We start from the raw sequence: 21,490 nt of genomic DNA, 5'->3' as shown, positions 1-21,490 counted from the left end.
AAGAATGCATCATGCCCACGGGTCAGCATATTCACGGAGTTTTGATAATAAATGAAGAGCAAAACTTTTTCATAAAATTTTGGTTGACGCAATGTAACTATGTGACAGCAAAAAAGCCGCACTGAATATTACAAGTTCAGTACGACTTTTTAATTTTTATAAAAATGTATGGCGTGCTATGCAAATAGTTTTTTAATGTTATCTAAAACTGCGCACTCTGCTGCCGTTTTACCAGCATTGTTTTTGAGTGTAAGATCAGTTTTGTGATCGATTAAAACTTTTACAATTGCTGCATAATGACGAAATGCCTTTCGTGAGCCAGCTTTTACTGCAAGATGTAACGGTGTATCTCCATCATTATTTTGTTTGTTAACAACTGCACCTGCATTAAGTAACAATCGAACAATCGAAATATTTCCAAGAATAACCGCTTGATGCAAAGGAGAACTGTTAACAGCATCAGCAATATTTGCGTCAGCTCCAGCAGTAAACAAGTTTCTGATAACTCCTGCCTCTATTCCTGGTTTTGATACCGCATGACAAAGCGCCGTGCGACCATAAATATCTTGAAAATTAATATCAGTTTTCGACATTAATATTTTGGTGATATCTTTACTTTCACCAGAACGCACTGCATCATGCAACGCATTATCTTTATGATCAGCAGGTTTTTTGCCAGCACTGTTTTTGACTGAAATATCTGCACCGTTATCAATTAATATTTTAATAATATTGCGATCGATTGGGCCTGTACTATTTTTATAAGCAATGTGCAATGGTGTTTCACCAAAATTATTTTGCTGATTAACTGGTGAACCAGATTTCACCAATAATTGGGTCATGGTACCATGCCGGTATAACGGATCAACTGCAACGTGTAATGGCGTATCACCCTTGTAACTATTTTTTATCGTAACGTCTGCGCCAGCTTGTAAAAGTATTTGAACAATCGGGACACATTTACGTAAAATAGCAGTGTGTAACGGCGTATTACCTTCTTTATCAAGTGCATCCACATCAGCACCAGCTGCAAGTAAATCTTTTACTATTTTATAATTTGTCACACCATGCAAAGGAGTTCTGCCCTTGCTGTTACGAGCCTCTAATTTTGCACTGTTGCTTAACAATGTTGTTACTGTTTGTACATCATCATTTTCAACAGCGATGTGTAAAGGGCTGTTGTTATATACTTTATCGAAATCTCGTAGACTCATGGTTACAAAACTCCTTTGCTTGTGTTGTTAGATTTGTTTTGCCCTACGCTTGCTATGCAGCTTGGGGGAAATTAAGTCCGGCGGGACTAATTCGAATTTTCAGCAAAAACACCTGAAATATACTTACTTTAACTTATTATAAAGTCTAGTTTTAGCATAATAATTTAGTAACTGTTATGTTTGTTAATTTCATGTATTTTTCATAAGCGTGTAGTGGCCGCCGCCACCATATTTCCGGAGATTTTGTAACTACAAAATCGTAGGCTGTATTTTTTTTAAAATTATAGTAACCAGGTTTTCATTGCTTCTGTTTGTGCAAGATCAAGGGCAGTTTGGCCTTTGTTATTTCGTAGGTTAACATCAGCGCCACGGCGAATTAAATTTTGCACAATGTCGTTGTGTTGATGCAAAACTGCAAGATGTAACGGTGTGTTACCTTTGTAATTTTGAACGTTTACCTGGGCGCCAGATTTAATTAACAAACCAACAATTGAAGTGTTGCCACAAATTGTGCTGTTATGTAATGGAGTATTATTAAAGCGGTTTACCGCAGCAACATCAGCTTGTGCAGCAATTAACAGTTTGATTGTGTCAGTCTGATTACGCAGAGTTGCTAAATGCAAAGGAGTTTCATCATCTTTATTGCGAGCGTTTACTTCTGCTAAAATATTTAACAAATCAGTAACTGCTTGCACGTCACCATTACACGCAGCTTCATGCAATGCGCTATTACCATACGGATTGGTTGTCATAATTATGCCTTTTTACAATTTTCTATAAGTTCTTTAGTCTTTTTATTTTTTGAACAATCAACAGGACGTTGGCCATGCTTATTTTTTGTTGTTAAGCTTGCACCCTGTGCAATTAAATATTCGATAATTAATGGGTGGCCCATCGCTGCAGCAACATGCAGTGGTGTAATTCCGTCCATATCTTGTTCATTGATGGTAGCACCTGCAGCAACCAATGTTTTGATAATTCTAATTTTATCAGATGATGCAGCAATGTGCATTGGCTGGTCCATAAATTTACTTTTTTGATTTACATCAGCACCAGCATTTAATAAAATTTGAGCAATATCAGCATCGCCTGTACCAGCAGCATTGTGTAATGGAGTGTAACCGTTATCATCTTGCGCATGCACATCAGCGCCGTTAAGTAAAAATAGTTGTACCATTTCAGCATTGTCAGTCATCACAGCTTCGTGTAATGGCGTTTTGCCTAAGTAATTTTTAATATTCAATTCTGAGCCTGCTTCAAGCAACGCCTTAACCGCATCAAAATTAGTTGAAATCACCGCATGGAATAATGGTGTTTGTTGGTCACAATCAAGAGCATGAATATTTGCACCGCCTTTGATTAACAGTTGCACGAGTTCAAAATTTCCGTACCCAGCAGCATCATGCAGCGGAGCATAACTGTCGTCATCTTGAATGTTAATATCTGCACCACCTTCAATCAACATTTGAGCTGCAGGCAGTTTTTGCAACAACAAAGCTAAACCAAGTGGAGTATCTTTCAAATGATTTTTAATGTTCAAATCAGCTTTTTTAGAATCGATTAAACTTTTAACTAATTCTAGATTGTCATGCAAAATTGCATTGTGCAAAGCGCTATTGCCGTCAATGTCTCTGCTGCTTAAAAATGGTTGGTTGTTTTTCACAGGTTTCTTTTCTATTTTTTTTGCTTCACGTTTTTCAGCACGTTTTGCCAATTTTTTTTGAAATTTCATGAAATAGGTTCCTTGAATTCAGGATGTTTTTATAGATTGCAATACATTATGCATAGATTACATAATAAACAGAGGTTTTTACAAAGCCTGTGTTTATATATAGTTTAGCAAAATAGTGACAATATAGATATTTTTTTAATAACAGTGTAGGCTGTGCAAACCAAATTTCTACTCTGAAAATTCACTCTACGTTTTCTACAAATACTTTGATAATCTGCTGGCCGGTTGGCCTCATGCACTATTTATTTATATAAAAAAAGCGTAATGTTGTCGCCACCAATGTTTTAAAAGATGAGCAAAGCGATATCACAGGCTTGTATCTTAATTTTTTACATGCAATGTACACAACCAGATAGTATAAAAATTATTACCATCTATTTTAGCATTAAATGTCTGAGAATGTTGATATCTATGTTGCTATTTCGTGCCTTTTTTAATAACTGTTTAATGACCAATATAGTATATTCAACAACATCATCAGCATCATCTAATGAAACTTGGTCCTCTTGACTTTCAATATCGAGATTAATTTGTGGTACTGCAAATAAAAGCTGTAAAATATTAATTCTATTTGCTTCAAAAGCATAATCTAATGGGCTGTCACCATTTTTATCTTGAATATTGACATCAATTTCTGGTCTTGCTAACAACAACTTTACAATATCAGCTCTATCAGACTTTACAGCATAATGTAATGAAGATTCACCATCCTCATCTTGACTATTTATATTAATTTCAGGGATTTTTAACAATAGTTGTACTGCATTTGTCAAACCATGGTGTATAGCAAAATATAAAAGTTTGTTTACATGTGTAGAAATTTCTTGTGTAGGCTCTGTACCTTCAAGCAAAATTCCTTCTTCCCCTAGAAGTATAAGAATTGCTCGTAACAATTCTATCTCTGGTAAATGTAACTGCTCAACATTATCTTCATGTATTGCTTTTACAGGTAATTGTGCAATGTTGATACCATGTAAAGTAATAACACGGAGTAGTGATAATGTCTTTTCTGGATCTAATTGTATCAGTGTTATTTTACTACAATTAAAACCCGCCTGTAAAAAAAGTGCTCTCACCGCTTCTGTCTTTGGCAAATCAAACGCAGAACAACCGTCTTCATTTGCAATATCTACGTTAATTTCTGGTACTGCTAATAACAGCTCTACAATGTCGCTATAATTCAATCGAATAGCATTGTGTAATGGCGTATTACCATTTTGATCTTGAATATTTACCTGTATATCGGGCGATGATAATAAAGATCTTACCATTTCAGCTCTATGAGTATAAACAGCAGTATGTAATGGTGTAAAACCATCTTCATCCTGAATATTTACCTGTATGCCGGGCGCTGTTAATAAATATTTTACACTATCATTTTTATCTTCAAGAATAGCATAATGAAGGCAAGTCTGGCCATCTTCATCCTGAATATTCACATCAATATTTGGTGCTGTTAATAAGAGTTCTATAACATCTACCAAACCTTCCTCAGCAGCATAATGGAGTGCTGTCTGCCCAGAATAATTTTTTGTGTTTACATCACAATCAGGCATTGTCAGAAGATATTTTATAACTTTTTTAGAACCATAATAAGCCGAACAATGTAAGAAGTTTATCTCTTTTGGAATATTTGTATTAATTTCAGGTATTGCTAGCAACATGTGAGCAATTTCAACATGATCTAATAGAATACTACATGATAATGAAGGTAATGATGGTAATAAAGGAAATAATTTATCATTTTTTAAAAAAGCCCACTCACTCAGCCATGTATTAACTCTCTCTTGCATATAACCATTTTTATGCTGCATAACATGCGAAAATATTGGATCATTTTTATAACAATTAAGATTCTTATTTTCATGCAGTGAACGGTCTAAAATTTCTAAAAATTTATTTTTTATCTGTTCATTTGTATTATATACATCTTTATAATGCCGACCGCTTAAATCAGATCCTTCATCATCTGAAAAAAAACCAGGATAACATTGTTCGACAAGATTCATCTCTTGCTGCTGAGTCGTGCTTATATCTTTTTTATTTTGTTTGCAATGGAAAGTATGCAGTATTTTTTTATCTTGCAATGCTTCTTTATTTCCATGAAATACAGAAGCACCTAAATATTGTAACAAGGTAAACTCCATAGCAGACTGCTTACTCATAGAATCTATTTGTAAAGAACTATAGTCAACTTTATTTACATTATCTTGTTGTTGTGCATATTTTTCAGATGCATGCATGAAGTTTACTTGCAAGCAAACGAAAAGAGAAAAAATTAATTGTATAGATTTCATGACATAACCTAAGTTTTAATACATGTATGATTTATACAATTCAGCATATCAAAAATTATTAAAAATAATAATTAATTCAATTTGGCCTCATAGGAAATGGTTTTATACTTTTTGGAAATAAGACTTGATCAAAAATAGGAAAGTCGCCTTGATATTACTCAAGGCGACTTTCCTATTAAAAATTATTTCTTAACCTCATAATTCTCTGAACTATAAATTTATAGTTCAAAATATTTGGCAAGAATTTTCCCGTCTTGTGTTTTAATAGGCGCTAATCTCAACTTAGTATAAGATTTTTTACCTTCTGCATACCGAGGAGCAAATTCTTCTATTTTTTTTAATTTTTTGGCATTATCGTGTATATTATTCATCTCTAAAAGAAATTTACTTACATCTTTTTTATAAGATTTTTCTTCTTCATCTTGATTTTTCATAACTTCTTTATGAATTAATCGATCTGATGCATTTTTATAAACATCAGCATCAAACTGACGTCGATTATCAAGCTCTATAATGCACTCTATCATCTTATTCATTGCTCTATTGTTGAGTACGACCACATTATCATTTCTTATATTCATCGATAAAGATAAAATAAATTCATCTGCAAAAGAATTAATTAATGCATCACGTTTTTCACTCTTTAAAGTAACATCCAGCTTTGTAAAAAAGTCTAAAGTTGATTGTAAATATTTTTTTGTTTGACTATCTCGTCGTGCAAGCTGGATTAATCCTTTTACTCGAGCCAAATCTAAAGCATAAGAATCCTGGTTATATACAGAAGCATGTTTCACTTTTATTTCAGCTAATTTTTCTCTTAATACATTATCATCTAGTTGTTCAGAATTATTTGCATAGTTCAAAATAAGCTTATCGATTGCTCCAATATAATTATTAAATGCTTTATTTTTATCATGCATCTGACAAACAGTTTCAAGGTATTTTTTATTATGTGCGTGAGCATTATGTTGATAATAATTAGTTCCTAAAAGGAATCCATTTCGTTCATCAATCTGATAAAATTTAACCATTACATCAGCATGCATATCGATTGCTTTATCTTTATCTTTTTGATTTTTAGCTTGAAGATAAGAGACTAAAAAATCATAATGACATTTCAACCATATCTTTTGCTGATCATCATTTTTTGTTAAATAAGCAAGTTGTAACAAAGGATTTGCCTGATACCCATAATGAGCTCCTCCGTAAAATTTAATATTCAATTTTTCAATATCTTGAATAAATTGCGCATCATTAATATTTTTTGCTAAATTTATAGAGTCCAAAATAAGCTTATAAACTTCACAACGATACTGAGAATACGTTAAATTTTTTTCTTGATCTATTGATTGCTCCATAATAAAGCTAATAAATTTCACATTATTAGCATGAAAATCATCTCCTTGAGCAGTTTTACAGCCTAAAGCAATAAAAAACAATACACAAAACAACAAACTATATTTTTTCTTCATACATCACCCTACTTTTTAAATTTTTCTAATTGTCACAATAATTTTTCCTCTTATTAAGAGTATATAATTTAGACATAACGTACAACTGGTTGACTGGGTTATATACATTACATATTCCCATTATTTCTCTAGGTTCTGTGAACCAAATTTTTACTATAGAGTTTTGCCCTTCGTTTTCTATGAAAACTTCGGGGGTCGGGAGGCCGGTGGGCCTGATGCACTCTTTTTAAATCTGAGCCGGGTTTAATTTCCCAAATTTCACTTCGTTTTTGGCATAAAATTCACGGCAGCTTGCTACTAAATTCTTCATAAAAAATCGTAAAGTGGACGTAGTCGACCATGTTTCCCAAGATAAGCGAAGCGATATCGTAGGTTGTTGTGCACATGTAAATTTAGTTCACATAGCCTGATTTATTTTTAGGTTCTGTTGAATTTTGTAGTTAACCTTTAAATTACTTACCATAAGCCTACGCTTGCGCTTTTGCGACCGTGGCGGCGGCGGCCACTATTCGCTTTTTTATAAAATTTTAGCGATTCACCCCCCGCCGGGGGTCTCGTTTTCCGGAGTTTTTGTAAAAAACGTAGGATGTTTTTGTTATTGTTTTTTATTTATTTTAAGAGCTCAACGGAACCTAATACTCTTTTTCTAAAAGATCTAAATATTGATCAAATCGATATTCTTTATCACGTTTATGCGATGACTGAGTAATCATGCCAAGTTCAACAAATTTAGTAAGAATTCTCTGTGTCGTATTATAAGATTTATTAATAATTTTATTAAGGCGCGCGATTGTTGAAATTGGAGTAGCAAAAAAAGAGCTCAGAACAGCATATGATAAATCTTGGACTTTAGATAATTGAGGATCTAATTTGATAAGTTCTTGCAACTGACGTTCTAAAGATTCTATCGCTTTTATTCGTATGTTTGCATCAAGAGCACTTTGAGCAACTGCTTGCAAATAATAAGATATCCAACCTTCAAAGTCCCCATGAGTACGAACTCGATCAAGTGCCTGGTAATATTGTGCATGATGTTTTTTGAAATAATATGAAATGTACAAAATTGGATCATCTAACAATTTATTATTCATCAACATCAAAATAATTAATAACCGCCCGATTCTGCCATTACCATCTAAAAATGGATGAATTGTTTCAAATTGAAGATGTACGAGACCTGCTTGAATTAATGGCGGTAAAGATTGATCTTCATGTATATATTTTTCTAGAGTACTCATCAATTCAGGAATTATTGTAGCCATGGGCGGAACTAAATTACCAACCTTGACGGTTTGCTTGCGATACACTCCTGGCGTTGCTTTATTACCATCAATATCTGATAATAAGGCGCTGTGAGCAGCAAGAATCATGCGTGAACATATTGGTAATTTTTGATGCTGCATCATCTCGATCGCAACATCCAAGGCTTGTATATAATTTATAACGAGCTGAGTGTTTTTAGTAGCTTTTGCGGATTCATCTTGAGTATGCGTTAACACATCTACCAACGTTGTATGAATACCTTCAATAGCGCTTGATAATAAAGCTTCTTTGATAATGTAAGCTTTTATAAATCTTTTTTGATCGGGCAATCGCTTACTTGTTTCGTTAAGACTCCCCAAGTTATACATTGCCTGACTATAAAATTCTAATATTTCAGGAGTTAATTGAAATGATGGATTACGTGGGGGTAAATCATATGGTGTAAAAAAATGAATATCACCTAAAATGTTATACTGTCCAGTTTCACGCATGGCCACTCCTTTTGTATCACTATTTCCAAAAACGTTAATGTATGAAAATAACTGTATCGCTATTTCCAATTATAGCAAATTTTGGAAATAGCAAAGGTAAAAATCAAGTCTTATTTCCAAAAAGCATAGATTTTGGAAATAAGACTTGATCAAAAAAATGAAAGTCGCCTTGATATTACTCAAGGCGACTTTCCTATAAAATATACATTCAAATATTACGCTAGTAATTCTCTGATTTTTTTAGATTTTGCATAATGTACAGCTGCTTTGCCGCCATCATTTGCAAGTGATCTGTTCACACCAGCACGGATTAATAGTTTGGTAATTGCAATGTTTTGATCTTTTACTGCATAATGCAATAACGTGTTACCATGTTTACCAGGCATATTAATATCAGCGCCTGCATCAATTAAATATTGAATCAGTTCGTTATTTTTATGCGTAATAATTGCAACATGTAATGGAGTTGCATTATCTTTATCAACAATGTTAAGATTTGCACCAGCTGCTACTAATAACTTAACAACATCAAAGCTTTCAGCTGCTGTAGCATAATGCAATGCTGAAGCTGAAATATCATCTTGCGCATTGATTTCAATGCCTTTTTCAAGCAAGAATGCAACAATGTGAGCATGACCATTAATTGCAGCTTTATGCAATAACGTATCATTCACAAATTTCATGTTAAATTGCATGCTTAAGATTGGATTTGTTCTTTTTGCATGAATATCAGCGCCTGCAGCAACTAAAGCTTGTACAGCTTCTAAAGAACCTGCTTGCACAGCCATACACAATGGAGTTGCTTCGTCTTTGCTTGTTGCATGAATGTTAGCACCAGCTGCAATCAAGATTGCTACTTTTTGGCTTGAAGCTTCTTCTGCAAACATCGCTGCAATGTGCAATGGAGTATGTCCGTACATATCGCATGCTTCAATGTTAGCACCAGCTGCAATCAACAACTGTAATGCTTCATGATTGTGCGCACGAGCTGCATAATGTAAAACATTATTTTCAGCATCATCTTGTGCATGAAGGTCTAAGCCAGCTGCTAATAAATCTTGAATAGCTGTAATATGACCTGCTTGAGCTGCGTAATGCAAAGCTGTTTTATTGTATTTATCTTGTATCAATAAGTCTGCACCAGCATCTTTAAATAAAGCTATGTCAGCTTTTTCATGACCAAGTGCAAAAATTAATGGAGTCTGATTTTCTGTATTAAGCGCATTAATATCAGCCCCTGCAGAAAGTAACGCTTGAATAATTTCAGCATTAAAATCACGAGCCGCTAAATGCAAAGGTGCTTCTGAGTAAAATTCAGGATTTTTTTGATGAATATCAGCGCCTTTTTCAATTAAAAATTGCACCGATTTTAATTTACCAAAATGAATAGCAAAACAAAGTAAAGAGTAACCATTTTTATCAGTATAATTTACATCAATATTTGGAACTTTAGTGAAAATCATCTCTAATTTTTCAATCTCTTCACCGAAAATTAAACTTTGAACGAATTCGTAAGTCAAATGAGTTTTCATAATTTTTCTTTCAATTAATATGATTTTCCGGCAATTACGTCCACAACGCTTGGCTTATTACAACCAAAGCATTCTTTCATCTCTTGTCTATCACTCAGTAAGCATCGAATTGAACCAGTAAACGGCTTTAATAGCTGTTCACATGCTGCATCGCGACACCAACCAGTCTGATAAATACCAGCTTGCTCTTCAAGCTGTTTACCAAAGTTTTCAATTTTTTCAATTTTATGCCACATTTTTTCATAACGTGCTTGTGCAGTTGCAAATAGTTCATGGTGAAATTGGTCAAGCATACCTGGCAATAATGTTATAAGATCGTTCATAGCAATTGATTGCTTTTCACCTGATAAACGAGATGCAATCATTGCAGTTCCAGCAGCAAGGTCACGTGGTCCAATTTCTAAACGGAAAGGAATACCACGAAGTTCCCATTTAAAGAACTTAGCACCTGGTTTCATATTGTCATTGTCATCACACTTAACACGAATACCAGCTTTTTTCAAGATGTTTGTCATCTCATGTGCTGCAGCTAAGACATGTAGTTTTTCTTCATCTGATCGATAAATTGGAATAATCACTAACTGAATTGGTGCAATACGAGGTGGAATAATTAAACCTTTTTGGTCGCCATGCGAAGCAATAATAGCGCCAACTAAACGAGTTGTAGCTCCCCAGCTTGTTAAATAAGGGTATGCTATCTGCCCTTCTTTGTTCTGAAATTTCATATCAAATGATTTTGCAAAATTTTGAGAAAGCAAATGCGATGTTCCCATCTGCAAAGCTTTACCATCAATCATAAAACCTTCAAACGTGTAGGTTGCTTCAGCTCCAGGAAACTGCTCCGATGGAGACTTACGCCCTTGAATAACCGGGATTGCTAGATAATTTTGTGCTAAATCAACATATTCGCTGAGCATCAGTAAAGTTTCTTGCAAAGCTTCTTCGTGTGTTTCGTGAGCAGTGTGTCCTTCTTGCCAGAAGAATTCTGAAGTACGTAAGAAAGCGCGTGGACGCTTTTCCCAACGCATGACGTTTGCCCACTGATTAATTTTCAAAGGAAGGTCGCGGTATGACTTAATCCATTTTGCAAACATTGCATGAATCATCGTCTCTGATGTTGGACGAACGACTAACGGTTCTTCCAATTTTTTACCACCAGCATGGGTTACAATAGCAAGTTCAGGTGCAAAACCTGCGACGTGTTCTGCCTCTTTTTCTAAAAAAGATAAAGGAATTAAGAGTGGGAATATTGCATTTTCATGACCAGTGTCTTTAATTTTTTTATCTAAAACAGCTTTGATCTCTTCCCAAATCGCATTGCCATAAGGACGAATTACGACGCATCCTCTAACAGGAGCTTGTTCAGCTAATTCTGCTTCATAGATAACTTCTTGATACCAATCAGGAAACTTTTTTGTAATATCCGGCAACTTGCTCATAATACTCCACACATGATAAAAATTTTTAAGCTTCTTTAATTTTAGCATGCTCTGGAAAAAAGTAAAAAAGTAGCTCCTGTTTTTCTGATAGGCTACTTTTATCGCAAGTTATTGTGCAACTTTGTTCTTTTTTGATTTCTTACCAAACCAACTACGTTTTTTAGGACGAGGTACGTCTTTGACGTTCTCTTCAATTTCAACTTTATGTTGAGCATCTTCTTGATATTCTTGTGCAACAATCACATCAACTGACTCTGGAGCTTGAGGAACATCGGGAATCATTGGATCAATTATCAGCACTGCATTGTTAAGAAAATCTTGAATTTCGCATTCAGCACAAATCGTATCGTAATCAACAAGTGGATAGATATCTTCTAAATCAAAAATAATTTTAAAATCATCATCTTCATCAGACTCAAAAATTTGCTCAGTATCATAATTTTCAAACTGTTTCTTAAGCTCTGCAAGAGTATCAACATGTTCTATCGTACATTCAGGTCTATTTTCTTCTGATTGCGCATAGAACGATACACATAAAAAAATTGAAAAAAAAGTTATAACCGTGAGAGTTTGCTTCATACATTATATCCAATCTATTTTTTAATAATCATACACAGGACCATTGATTTTAAATTACTGTTTTTGTTACCGTGTGCTTATAGATTTTATATAAAAATGGAAAAAATCCTATGAAAAAAATAGTAATTATGCTCTTAGCCATTATCATGCATTTTCAATTCGTAGCTGCAGGCACAATAACGGTTACTAATTTGATGTCTCAACAAGCAACCGTAACAATTGATACAGAAAAAAAAACGTATGCAATACAAGTCAACCCAAGCGAAAATTTAAATGTTCAAAAAAACTTAGATAACGGAATTAATCAATACGACAATCCTTTACCAAAGCTAAATTTTGACAACAGTGGTATAAAAAAAATTACGATTAAACGTATGCAATCTGACTTGCCACAAATTATTTACTACAATGACGAGGTTGTAACTGATAGAACAAATAAACCATCAGGAATTTACGCAATTAATTTGTCAAAATCTGGCACGATGAAAATAGATCAAGACGGTGTTGATCTCAATGGTATAGTTTATAGCCTGAATGACGTCAGTTCATTTTATGCAAAATGTAAAAAATTAAAAGATATGCTGACTTCAAAAAAACCTGATTTTAAAATGATTGAACAAGGCGTTAATGATCTTGCACAATCATTGCGACTTTTTGAATCTTCTGATAAAGCTGCAAGCTTAAGTTTGCAACTTGCTGTAACCCGCTTAGAAGTTGATTATCTTGTTAACAAGCTACAAATTATAAATCAAATTAAAGAGTATGCGCAATCACTTCAATCAATCACTCAAGGCTTAACAGCTACAAATGTTGATGCCGTTGCAAGCAAATTAAATAATATGATTATAGGTTTACAAACAGTTGAGCAAATTCAACTTCCCGATACAATCGATATCAAAAAAATTAAAAAAAATATCAACACTCTTCAAGAAAAAATAGCAACTATTCAGCATGCTACCAAAGCAACTGATAGACCAATGCTGGTTAATCAATAAATTTTAGTAAAAGAGAGCGAGTTATTACAACTCGCTCTCTTTTACTAAATTAACATTTTTTTAATTTTTGTTGTTTTTTCAATCAAGCAATAGCTCACGCCTTAGCTATTTTTTGTTGTTTTTTCAAAATATTTTCTATTTTTAAAGTTCTAGCTTCTTGCACAGCTGTTCTACCATCTTTATCTTGAATATCTACATCAGCACCTGCAGCAACAAACATATTTACCATTTCGGTCTCACCAAAACAAGCAGCTAAATGCAATGGAGTCCAACCACGTTTATTTTGAATATTTACATTACCTCCTGCAGCAAGCAGCATGCTTACTATTACTGGCTTATTTTTCAAAGCTGCCTCATGCAATGGCGTTCTACCATATTTATTTTGAATATTTACCTGAGCGCCTGCACCGATAAGCATACGTACTATTTCTGTATTATTAAAACAAGCAGCATACATTAATGGGGTGTTACTATATTCATCTTGAATATTTACATGAGCGCCTGCAGCTATCAACATCTTTACTATTTTTGTATGAGAACCACAGTAATCAAAATTTTTTGCAATGTAACCTAATGGAGTTATACCATTTTGATCTTGAACATTCACATCACAACCTGCAGTAAGACACATACGTACTATTTTAGCATTGCCATAATAAGCAGCAAATTTCAATAGGTTTCCCGTTTCATGCAACCATACACGGACGAAATCAGACATGTGGCCATTTTCATGCTTCATGACATATAAAAATATAGGATCATCACATGTATCAAGATCAATCTTCCTTATTCCAAGAATCATATTATTTAAAAATGTAATTTTCATATTTTTTGTAATAATATCTTGTGCATTGACAATAGCTTGATCAAATTGTATCTCCTCATGTGAATCTTCATGATACGATACATTTTGCTCTAAAAAATCATGAAAGCTTGTATCTACAAGATTTTGAGTTTGTAAAAAATCAAAACTCTCTGTTAAGCAGGGATGATTTTTAACCGCATGATCAATCATAGTTTGTCGACTCTGTTGCAAATTTTGCGGCAATTCTTGTGCAGCGTACATACTTATTGACTGCATACTTAACATTAACAAAACTAATATTTGTATTTTTTTCATAATTATTTTCTTGATTTTTAATATGTTTTTAATTTTTTATATCAAGCCATAGATTGGACATTAAATTTTGCTTGCCGTTCCTGTACCGCTTGTGCAAAAATTGCTCTCATTTCTTGAGTTGTAGCTTCTTGTTCAGCTGTTTTACCAAATTTATTTTGAATATTTAGATCAGCTCCTGCAGCTATTAACATCTTTACTATTTCTGTATTATTTCTCCAAACTGCATAATGCAATGGATTCTTACCAAATTTATCTTGATATTGAATATTTACATCAGCGCCTGCAGCTATTAATATCTTTACTATTTCTGTATTATTAGACCAAACTCCCCGATGTAATGGAGTTCTACCACGTTGATCTTGAATATTTATATCAGCATTTAGATCAAGCAACATTTTTACTATTTCTGTAATACTATACCGAGCAGCACAATGCAACGGAGTTTCACTTTTTCCATTTTGAATATTTACATCAGCTCCTACAACAAGCAACTTGCTTACCATTTCTTTATTATTACACCAGATAGCATTATGTAGCGGAGTGTTATTATATTCATTTTTAACATTTACATCTACACCTTCATCAATCAATTTATATGCTTTTTTTAAATTATCTCTTGAATGTTCACTATACAACTGGGTCCAATCAAAACCGTGTGTTAAGCAGGGATAATTTTTAACAGCATCATCAATCATAGTTTGTCGATTCTGTTGCAAATTTTGCGGCAATTCTTGGGCAGCGTACATACTCATTACGTGCAAACTAAGCATCAAAAAAACTGATACTTGTACTCTTTTCATGATTGCATCTTTCTTATTTTTGAATTGTTTAATTTTTTAAAAGGTACAGACTGCTTGCGTTGTAAAACTATTTTATGATAACTCATTAGCTTGAAAACATCTATTTTTAAAATCTGTTGTTATTTATGATATTACGCAATGCGATCTTGCTTGAGATGCATGCGCTTTTTTAAAAATAGCTTTAATTTTTTTATCGTCACTTGCTTGCTCTGCTGTTTGACCAGATTCATCTTGAATATTTATGTCAGCGCCTGCTGCTATCAAAATTTTTACTTTTTCTACCTTATTTTTCAAAGCTGCATAATATAATGGAGTCCAACCATATTCATTTTTAATATTTACATCGGCACCTGCATTAATAAGCATACTTACTTTTTTTGCTCCATTATTATCGCAGTAAACTGCACAATGTAATGGAGTAGTTCCAGATTCATCTTTAATATTTACATCAGCGCCTTTTTTAATAAGCGTACGTACTATTTTTGTATTATAAAAATCTAAAAAAGCTACATAATGCAATGGGGTCCAACCTTTTTTATCTTTAATATTTATGTCAGCACCTGCTGCTATCAACATTTTTACTAATTTTTTTATATTGAAAATAATTGCATAATGCAACGGTGCTTTGCCATCTTCATCTTGCATATTAAGCTGAGCGCCTGCATCAATCAATACCTTCGCTATCTCTGTATTATTATAATCAGCAGCAAAGTGTAATGGAGTTTTTTTATCTTTATCTTCAATATTAAGCTGAGCACCTGCATCAATCAATATTTTCACTATCTCTGTATTTTCAGAACTAGCAGCAAAGTGTAATGGAGTTTTTTTATCTTTATCTTCAATATTTACATGAGCGCCTGCATGAATCAATATCTTCACCATTTCTGTATTATTGTTATAAAGAGTAGCAAAGTGTAATGGAGTTTTTTTATCTTTATCTTCAATATTTACATGAGCGCCTGCATAAATCAATATTTTCAATATCTCTGTATTTTCAGAACTAGCAGCATAGTCCAATGGAGTGTAACCATGTTTATCTCGAATAGTAAACTGAGCACCTGCATCAATCAACATCTTCACTATCTCTGTATTATTTTTGCGAACAGCATGGACTAGTAGATTCTGACCATTTTTTATAGTAGGCTTAAAACCTTTATCAATTAACATTTTTGTTATTTCTGCATTATTAATCAAAATAGCATGGTATAATGGATTTACAACAGGCATCTCTTGAATATTGCTCCATTCATTAAACCATAAAATGACTATATCCTGCATATTATCTTTATACAGCATGACATGTCTAAAAATAGGGTCATCAAATTGATCGAGAGGTTTATCGTAATTTATTGCAGTAGTAAGCGTTTTAAAGAATGTATCCTTCATATTTGTTATAAGAATATCTTCAGCCTGGATAATGACTTGATCAAAGTTCATCTCTTCATCTTCACGTTCATCGTGCGATAGATGCTGCTCTAAAAAATCATAAAAATTTGTATCAACAATATTTTGATCTTTGAGCAAATCAAAACCTTGCGATAAATAAGGAAGACTTGTACCAACATTCTTAATCATCTCTTGCCGCTCATGAGCAACATCTTGGGGTAAATCTTGGGCAGCATACACACTTATTACGTGCAAACTAAGCATCAAAAAAACTGATACTCGTACTCTTTTCATCATTGCATTTTTCTTATTTTTGAATTGTTTATTTTTTCAAAAGTTACAGACTGCTTGCGTTGTACACATACTTCATGGTAATTCGCCATTATAAAAACACATAATTTTAAAATCTGTTGTTATTTATGATATTACGCAGTGCGATCTTGCTTGAGATGCATGCGCTTTTTTAAAAATAGCTTTAATTTTTTTATCGTTACTTGATTGCTCAGCTGTTTTACCTCGTTTATCTTGAAGATTTACGTCAACACCTGCTGCTATCAAAATTTTTACTTTTTCTACCTTATTTTTCAAAGCTGCATAATGTAATGGAGTGTAACCAACGTTATCTTGAATATTTAGATCAACGCCTGCATCAAGCAAAATACAAAATTTTTCTATTCTATCCGACCAAATTGCATCATACAATGGAGTTTGACCTAATCTATCTTTAATATTTAGATCAACACCTGCAGCTATCAACACACTCACTAATTTTGTATTACCGTTATAAATAAGAAGATGCAATGGAGTTTTGCCAAGTCTATCTTTAGCATTAAGGTCAACGCCTGCATCAATCAAAATATTTAGTATTTCTTTGTGATAAATAGCTGTATGCAATTTAAAATCTTTATATTTATTTTGAGTATTACACCATTCATACAACCATAAATGAACCATATCGCGCATATCATAATCTTTATGTTGCATCACATACAAAAAGACAGGATCATTAAAATCATCAAGTTTTTTATATTCTTTTAATGTAGTATCAAGCGTTTGTAAAAATCTATCCTTCATATTTTTTGTAAGAACATCTTCTGCATGGATAATCACATGATCAAAGTTCATCTCTTCATCTTCATGTTCATCATGTGATACATTTTGCTCTAAAAAATCATGAAATGTTGTATCAATAATCCCTTGTGTCTGTAGAAAATCAAATCCTTGCGTCAAATAAGAAAAATTCTTAACAGCATTATCAATCATAACTTGCCGCTCAAGAGCAACATCTTGGGGTAAATCTTGGGCAGCATACACACTAATTACGTGCAAACTAAGCATCAAAAAAACTGATACTCGTACTCTTTTCATCATTGTATTTTTCTTATTTTTGAATTGTTTATTTTTTTAAAAGTTACAGACTGCTTGCGTTGTACACCTATTGTATGATAGCTCATCACCATAAAAAATAAACCCCAGTTTTTATTCCGGGGTCAATGTTTTTTATAGTATATTGATTAAAACATTTTGCTTTTAATTTTTTTTAAGACGAGCGATAGCTTGAGCATCAATCTTCTTTTGCTTTTTCTCGCGATTTTGTACGATAGATTTTATTATTATCTTGGTGCAACCATCTAACTGATCAACTGTTTTGCCATGTTTATCAAGAATATAAGTATCAGCTCCGGCATGAATAAGCATCAATGCTATGTTAGTATTATCGTTACTAACTGCCAAATGTAAAGGAGTTTGACCATTTTTATTTTGATGATTAATACAAGCGCTTGCAGCAAGCAACATTTTTACTATTTCTTCATTATTGTGTGTAGCTGCCAAATGTAATAAAGATATACCATAATTATTTTTAAGATTTACATGAGCACCAGCATGAATCAACATGTGTGCTATTTCTTTTTCATTATGACTTATAGCAGAATATAATGGAGTTTTCCCCTCTTTATTTCTGATACTAAGATTAGCGCCTGCGGCAATCAACATTGCTACTATTTTTGTTGAATTATTCCTAACTGCAAGATGCAATGGAGTTAGACCATTTTCATCTTGAAGATTAAGGCGAGCCCCTGCATCAATCAACATTTGCACGATTTCAATCTCACTATAAAAAATAGCTTGATGCAAAGGAGTTTGGCCATATCTATTTTTTATATCAACATTCACACCTGCATCAATCAACATCCTTGCTATTTTATTACTATTCAATATAGCTCTATCCAATGGAAAAAAGCCCCCTTTATTTGTAGTTTTACTCCATTCATGCAACCATAAGCGAACCATATCTGGCATACTCGTATCTTTATGTTCCATAACATACAAAAAAACAGGATCATCAGAGTAATAATATTTCATCGTCATATCTAGTTCTTTTATAAATGTATGCTTCATATGGAGTGTAAGAACATCTTCAGCTTTGATCATCACTTGATCAAAGTTCATCTCTTCATCTTCATGTTCATCATGTGATATATTCTGCTGCAAAAAGTCATGAAATGTTGTGTCAATAAGCCCTTGTGTCTGTAGAAAATCAAATCCTTGCGTCAAATAAGAAAAATTTGTAACCGCATCATCAATCATAACTTGCCGTCCACGCTCAACATTGTGCAGCGATTCTTGCATAGCGTACATACTGATTGATTGCAAACTAAACATCAACAAAACTAATATTTTTATATTATACATGATTTTGGTCAATCTTTTTTAAATCTATTTTTATTCATGATATTGTACAATGCGATACTGCTTGACGAGCATGTACACCTATAAAAAAAGCTTGCATTGCTAAATTTGTAGCTTCTTGTTCTGCTATTTTACCACGTTTATTTTGAATATTTAAGTCAGCACCCTTGTCAATCAATATACTTACTATATCAAATTTGCTGCAGCTAACTGCTACATGCAATGGAGTTATACCATTTTTATCCTGAATGTTTACATCAGCACCCTTGTCAATTAACATACTCACTATATCTAATCTGTCTCCATAGCTAGATGCTACATGTAATGAAGTTCTATGATCTTTATTTTGAATTCTTACATCCGCACCTGCATAAATCAACATGCGTACTATTTTTGGTTTATTAATTTGAGCTGCAATATACAATGGAGTCTCACCATTTTTATTTTGAATATTTATATCATCGCCTGCACTCAGTAACATCTTTACTATTTTTACTTGATTACAGAGAATTGCATTATGCAATGGAGTATTACCATGTTTATCTTCAATATTCACATGAGCACCTACAGCAAGCAATATTTTTATTTTTTTTTCTTTATTTTCTAAAACTGCAAAATTTAAGAGAGTATTGCCCGTCATACGATCTTTAATATTTACATCAGCACCTGCATTAATCAATATCTTCACTATCTCTATATTTTTACAATCAACAGCAATGTGCAATGGTGATTTGCCATATTTATTTTCAATATTTACATCAGCGCCTGCATTAATCAATATCTTCACTATCTCTGTATTTTCACAATCAACAGCAAGGTGCAATGGTGCTTTGCCATATTTATCTTCAATATTAAGCTGAGCACCTGCACCAATCAATATCTTTACTATCTCTGTATTATTTTTTCTAATAGCAAGGTGTAATAGATTCTGACCATTTTTTATAGTAGGCTTAAAACCTTTATCAATTAACATTTTTGTTATTTCTGCATTATTAATCAAAATAGCATGGTATAATGTATTTATAACAGGCCTCTCTTGAATATTGCTCCATTCATTAAACCATAAAATGACTATATCTTGCATATCATCTTTATGTTGCATGACATACAAAAATACAGGATCATCAAATTGATCAAGATTTTTATATTCTTTTAATGTAGTATCAAGCGTTTGTAAAAATGTATTTTTCATATTTTTTGTAAGAATATCTTCAGCTTTGATCATCACTTGATCAAAGTTCATCTCTTCATCTTCACGTTCATCATGTGATACATTTTGCTCTAAAAAATCATGAAATGTTGTGTCAATAAGATTTTGAGTGCGTAAAAAATCAAATCCTTGCGTCAAATAAGAAAAATTTGTAACAGCATCATCAATCATACTTTGTCGCCCATGCTCAAAATCGTGCAGCGATTCTTGGAAAGCGTACATACTGATGACGTGTAGACCTAGCATCAATAAAACTGCTACCTGTATTTTTTTCATGATTATAACTTTTTTTTATGTGGATTATAGATTACATAAGAACTGTTTTTAGTTATAAAATTATAGATTTTAAATATTTTACAGGGGTAACTGCATCAAGGCAAAATTATTTACTATTTTTAAGATTATTCTTCAAATGTCCAATCAAATTGCATAACCATGTAAGCAATATTCATCATTGCAATTACATAAAGTACTATATCATTATTAATTAAAACAATAGTAAATGCAGTTCGACCATCTTTATTTTGAGTATGTATATCAGCACCTGCAAGAATTAACATTTTTGCTACATTTATACGATTTAATGAAGCAGCAATATGCAATGGAGTTTCACCATCTCTATTTTGAATATTTACATCAGCACATGCATCAATTAACATACCTGTTGTTTCTGGTAGATTCCACTTAACTGCTTTATGTAATGGAGCTATACCATTTTCATCTTGAGTATTTACATCAGCGCCTGCGTCTATCAACATACGTGCTATGTCTGGGAGATAAATTGCATAATGCAATTGAGTAGTACCCAATTTATCTTTAGTATTATTCCATTCATACAACCATAAATGAACCATATCACGTATATCATCATCTTTATATTGCATGACATACAAAAATACAGGATCATCAAATTGATTAATATTTTTACGTTCTTGTAATGAAGTATCAAGTGTTTGTAAAAATCTATCCTTCATAGTGTCGGTAAGAATATTTTCTGCATCGATGATAACTTGATCAAGGTTCATCTCTTCATCTTCATGTTCATCATGCGAGACATGCTGCTCTAAAAAATCATGAAATGATATACCTACTAGATTTTGAGTTTGTAGAAAATTAAAACCATCTGTTAAATAAGTTAAATTCTTAACAGTATTATTAATCATAACTTGTCGAGCAAGCTCAACATTTTGTGATGAAGCTTGGGCAGCGTCAATACTCATGACTTGCAAACTAAGCATCAATAAAAGTGATATGTGTATTTTTTTCATG

At 32.9% G+C, this 21,490-nt stretch carries 17 protein-coding genes; 1 reads left to right on the top strand and 16 read right to left on the bottom strand.

Annotation, left to right across the window (positions count from 1 at the left end; genetic code table 11):
- Positions 1–176: 176 nt before the first annotated feature.
- From C0J27_RS00385 to C0J27_RS00345, 9 genes are all read right to left on the bottom strand, one after another.
- A complete protein-coding gene (locus C0J27_RS00385; RefSeq protein WP_115585223.1) occupies positions 177–1,214 on the bottom strand; it encodes an ankyrin repeat domain-containing protein in 1,038 nt (345 codons plus the stop codon).
- Between the two features lie 281 nt (positions 1,215–1,495).
- Positions 1,496–1,966 (bottom strand): ankyrin repeat domain-containing protein, encoded by a 471-nt coding sequence (locus tag C0J27_RS00380; RefSeq protein ID WP_115585222.1) that lies wholly within the window; start codon positions 1,964–1,966, stop codon positions 1,496–1,498.
- Between the two features lie 2 nt (positions 1,967–1,968).
- Positions 1,969–2,946, bottom strand: coding sequence for an ankyrin repeat domain-containing protein (locus tag C0J27_RS00375; RefSeq protein WP_115585221.1), 978 nt, complete (start codon positions 2,944–2,946; stop codon positions 1,969–1,971).
- A 374-nt stretch (positions 2,947–3,320) separates the two neighbouring features.
- Entirely contained in the window at positions 3,321–5,243 is a 1,923-nt protein-coding gene (locus C0J27_RS00370) for an ankyrin repeat domain-containing protein (protein ID WP_115585220.1), read from the bottom strand.
- 218 nt (positions 5,244–5,461) lie between these two features.
- On the bottom strand, positions 5,462–6,715 hold the full coding sequence (locus C0J27_RS00365; RefSeq protein WP_115585219.1) for a hypothetical protein: 1,254 nt from the start codon (positions 6,713–6,715) through the stop codon (positions 5,462–5,464).
- Between the two features lie 632 nt (positions 6,716–7,347).
- A complete protein-coding gene (locus C0J27_RS00360) occupies positions 7,348–8,469 on the bottom strand; it encodes a Fic family protein (RefSeq protein WP_115585218.1) in 1,122 nt (373 codons plus the stop codon).
- A gap of 215 nt (positions 8,470–8,684) precedes the next feature.
- Positions 8,685–10,001, bottom strand: a complete 1,317-nt coding sequence (locus tag C0J27_RS00355; RefSeq protein ID WP_115585217.1) for an ankyrin repeat domain-containing protein — start codon at positions 9,999–10,001, stop codon at positions 8,685–8,687.
- Positions 10,002–10,015: 14 nt separating this feature from the next.
- Positions 10,016–11,440 (bottom strand): proline--tRNA ligase, encoded by a 1,425-nt coding sequence (proS, locus tag C0J27_RS00350; RefSeq protein WP_162801689.1) that lies wholly within the window; start codon positions 11,438–11,440, stop codon positions 10,016–10,018.
- A gap of 108 nt (positions 11,441–11,548) precedes the next feature.
- Complete coding sequence (locus C0J27_RS00345; protein ID WP_115585215.1) at positions 11,549–12,019, bottom strand: hypothetical protein; 471 nt, start codon at positions 12,017–12,019, stop codon at positions 11,549–11,551.
- Between the two features lie 110 nt (positions 12,020–12,129).
- On the opposite strand from C0J27_RS00345, the gene C0J27_RS00340 reads away from it, so the two are divergent.
- Positions 12,130–13,014 (top strand): hypothetical protein, encoded by an 885-nt coding sequence (locus tag C0J27_RS00340; RefSeq protein ID WP_162801688.1) that lies wholly within the window; start codon positions 12,130–12,132, stop codon positions 13,012–13,014.
- 94 nt (positions 13,015–13,108) lie between these two features.
- On the opposite strand, the gene C0J27_RS00335 is transcribed toward C0J27_RS00340, so the two are convergent.
- From C0J27_RS00335 to C0J27_RS00305, 7 genes are all read right to left on the bottom strand, one after another.
- On the bottom strand, positions 13,109–14,134 hold the full coding sequence (locus C0J27_RS00335) for an ankyrin repeat domain-containing protein (protein WP_115585213.1): 1,026 nt from the start codon (positions 14,132–14,134) through the stop codon (positions 13,109–13,111).
- A 41-nt stretch (positions 14,135–14,175) separates the two neighbouring features.
- Positions 14,176–14,934: an ankyrin repeat domain-containing protein gene (locus C0J27_RS00330; RefSeq protein WP_115585212.1), complete on the bottom strand. Its 759-nt coding sequence runs from the start codon at positions 14,932–14,934 to the stop codon at positions 14,176–14,178.
- 123 nt (positions 14,935–15,057) lie between these two features.
- Positions 15,058–16,617: an ankyrin repeat domain-containing protein gene (locus C0J27_RS00325; RefSeq protein WP_115585211.1), complete on the bottom strand. Its 1,560-nt coding sequence runs from the start codon at positions 16,615–16,617 to the stop codon at positions 15,058–15,060.
- A gap of 120 nt (positions 16,618–16,737) precedes the next feature.
- Positions 16,738–17,691 (bottom strand): ankyrin repeat domain-containing protein, encoded by a 954-nt coding sequence (locus C0J27_RS00320; RefSeq protein WP_115585210.1) that lies wholly within the window; start codon positions 17,689–17,691, stop codon positions 16,738–16,740.
- Between the two features lie 159 nt (positions 17,692–17,850).
- Entirely contained in the window at positions 17,851–19,014 is a 1,164-nt protein-coding gene (locus tag C0J27_RS00315) for an ankyrin repeat domain-containing protein (protein ID WP_115585209.1), read from the bottom strand.
- Between the two features lie 34 nt (positions 19,015–19,048).
- Positions 19,049–20,497 (bottom strand): ankyrin repeat domain-containing protein, encoded by a 1,449-nt coding sequence (locus C0J27_RS00310; protein WP_115585208.1) that lies wholly within the window; start codon positions 20,495–20,497, stop codon positions 19,049–19,051.
- 125 nt (positions 20,498–20,622) lie between these two features.
- Entirely contained in the window at positions 20,623–21,489 is an 867-nt protein-coding gene (locus C0J27_RS00305; protein ID WP_162801687.1) for an ankyrin repeat domain-containing protein, read from the bottom strand.
- Position 21,490 lies beyond the last annotated feature (1 nt).

The organism is Candidatus Chromulinivorax destructor, from assembly GCF_003366055.1.
GTDB lineage: Bacteria > Babelota > Babeliae > Babelales > Chromulinivoraceae > Chromulinivorax > Chromulinivorax destructor.
The sequence above is the reverse complement of the archived record's forward strand: the minus strand, read 5'-3'. Positions and strand labels throughout refer to the sequence as shown.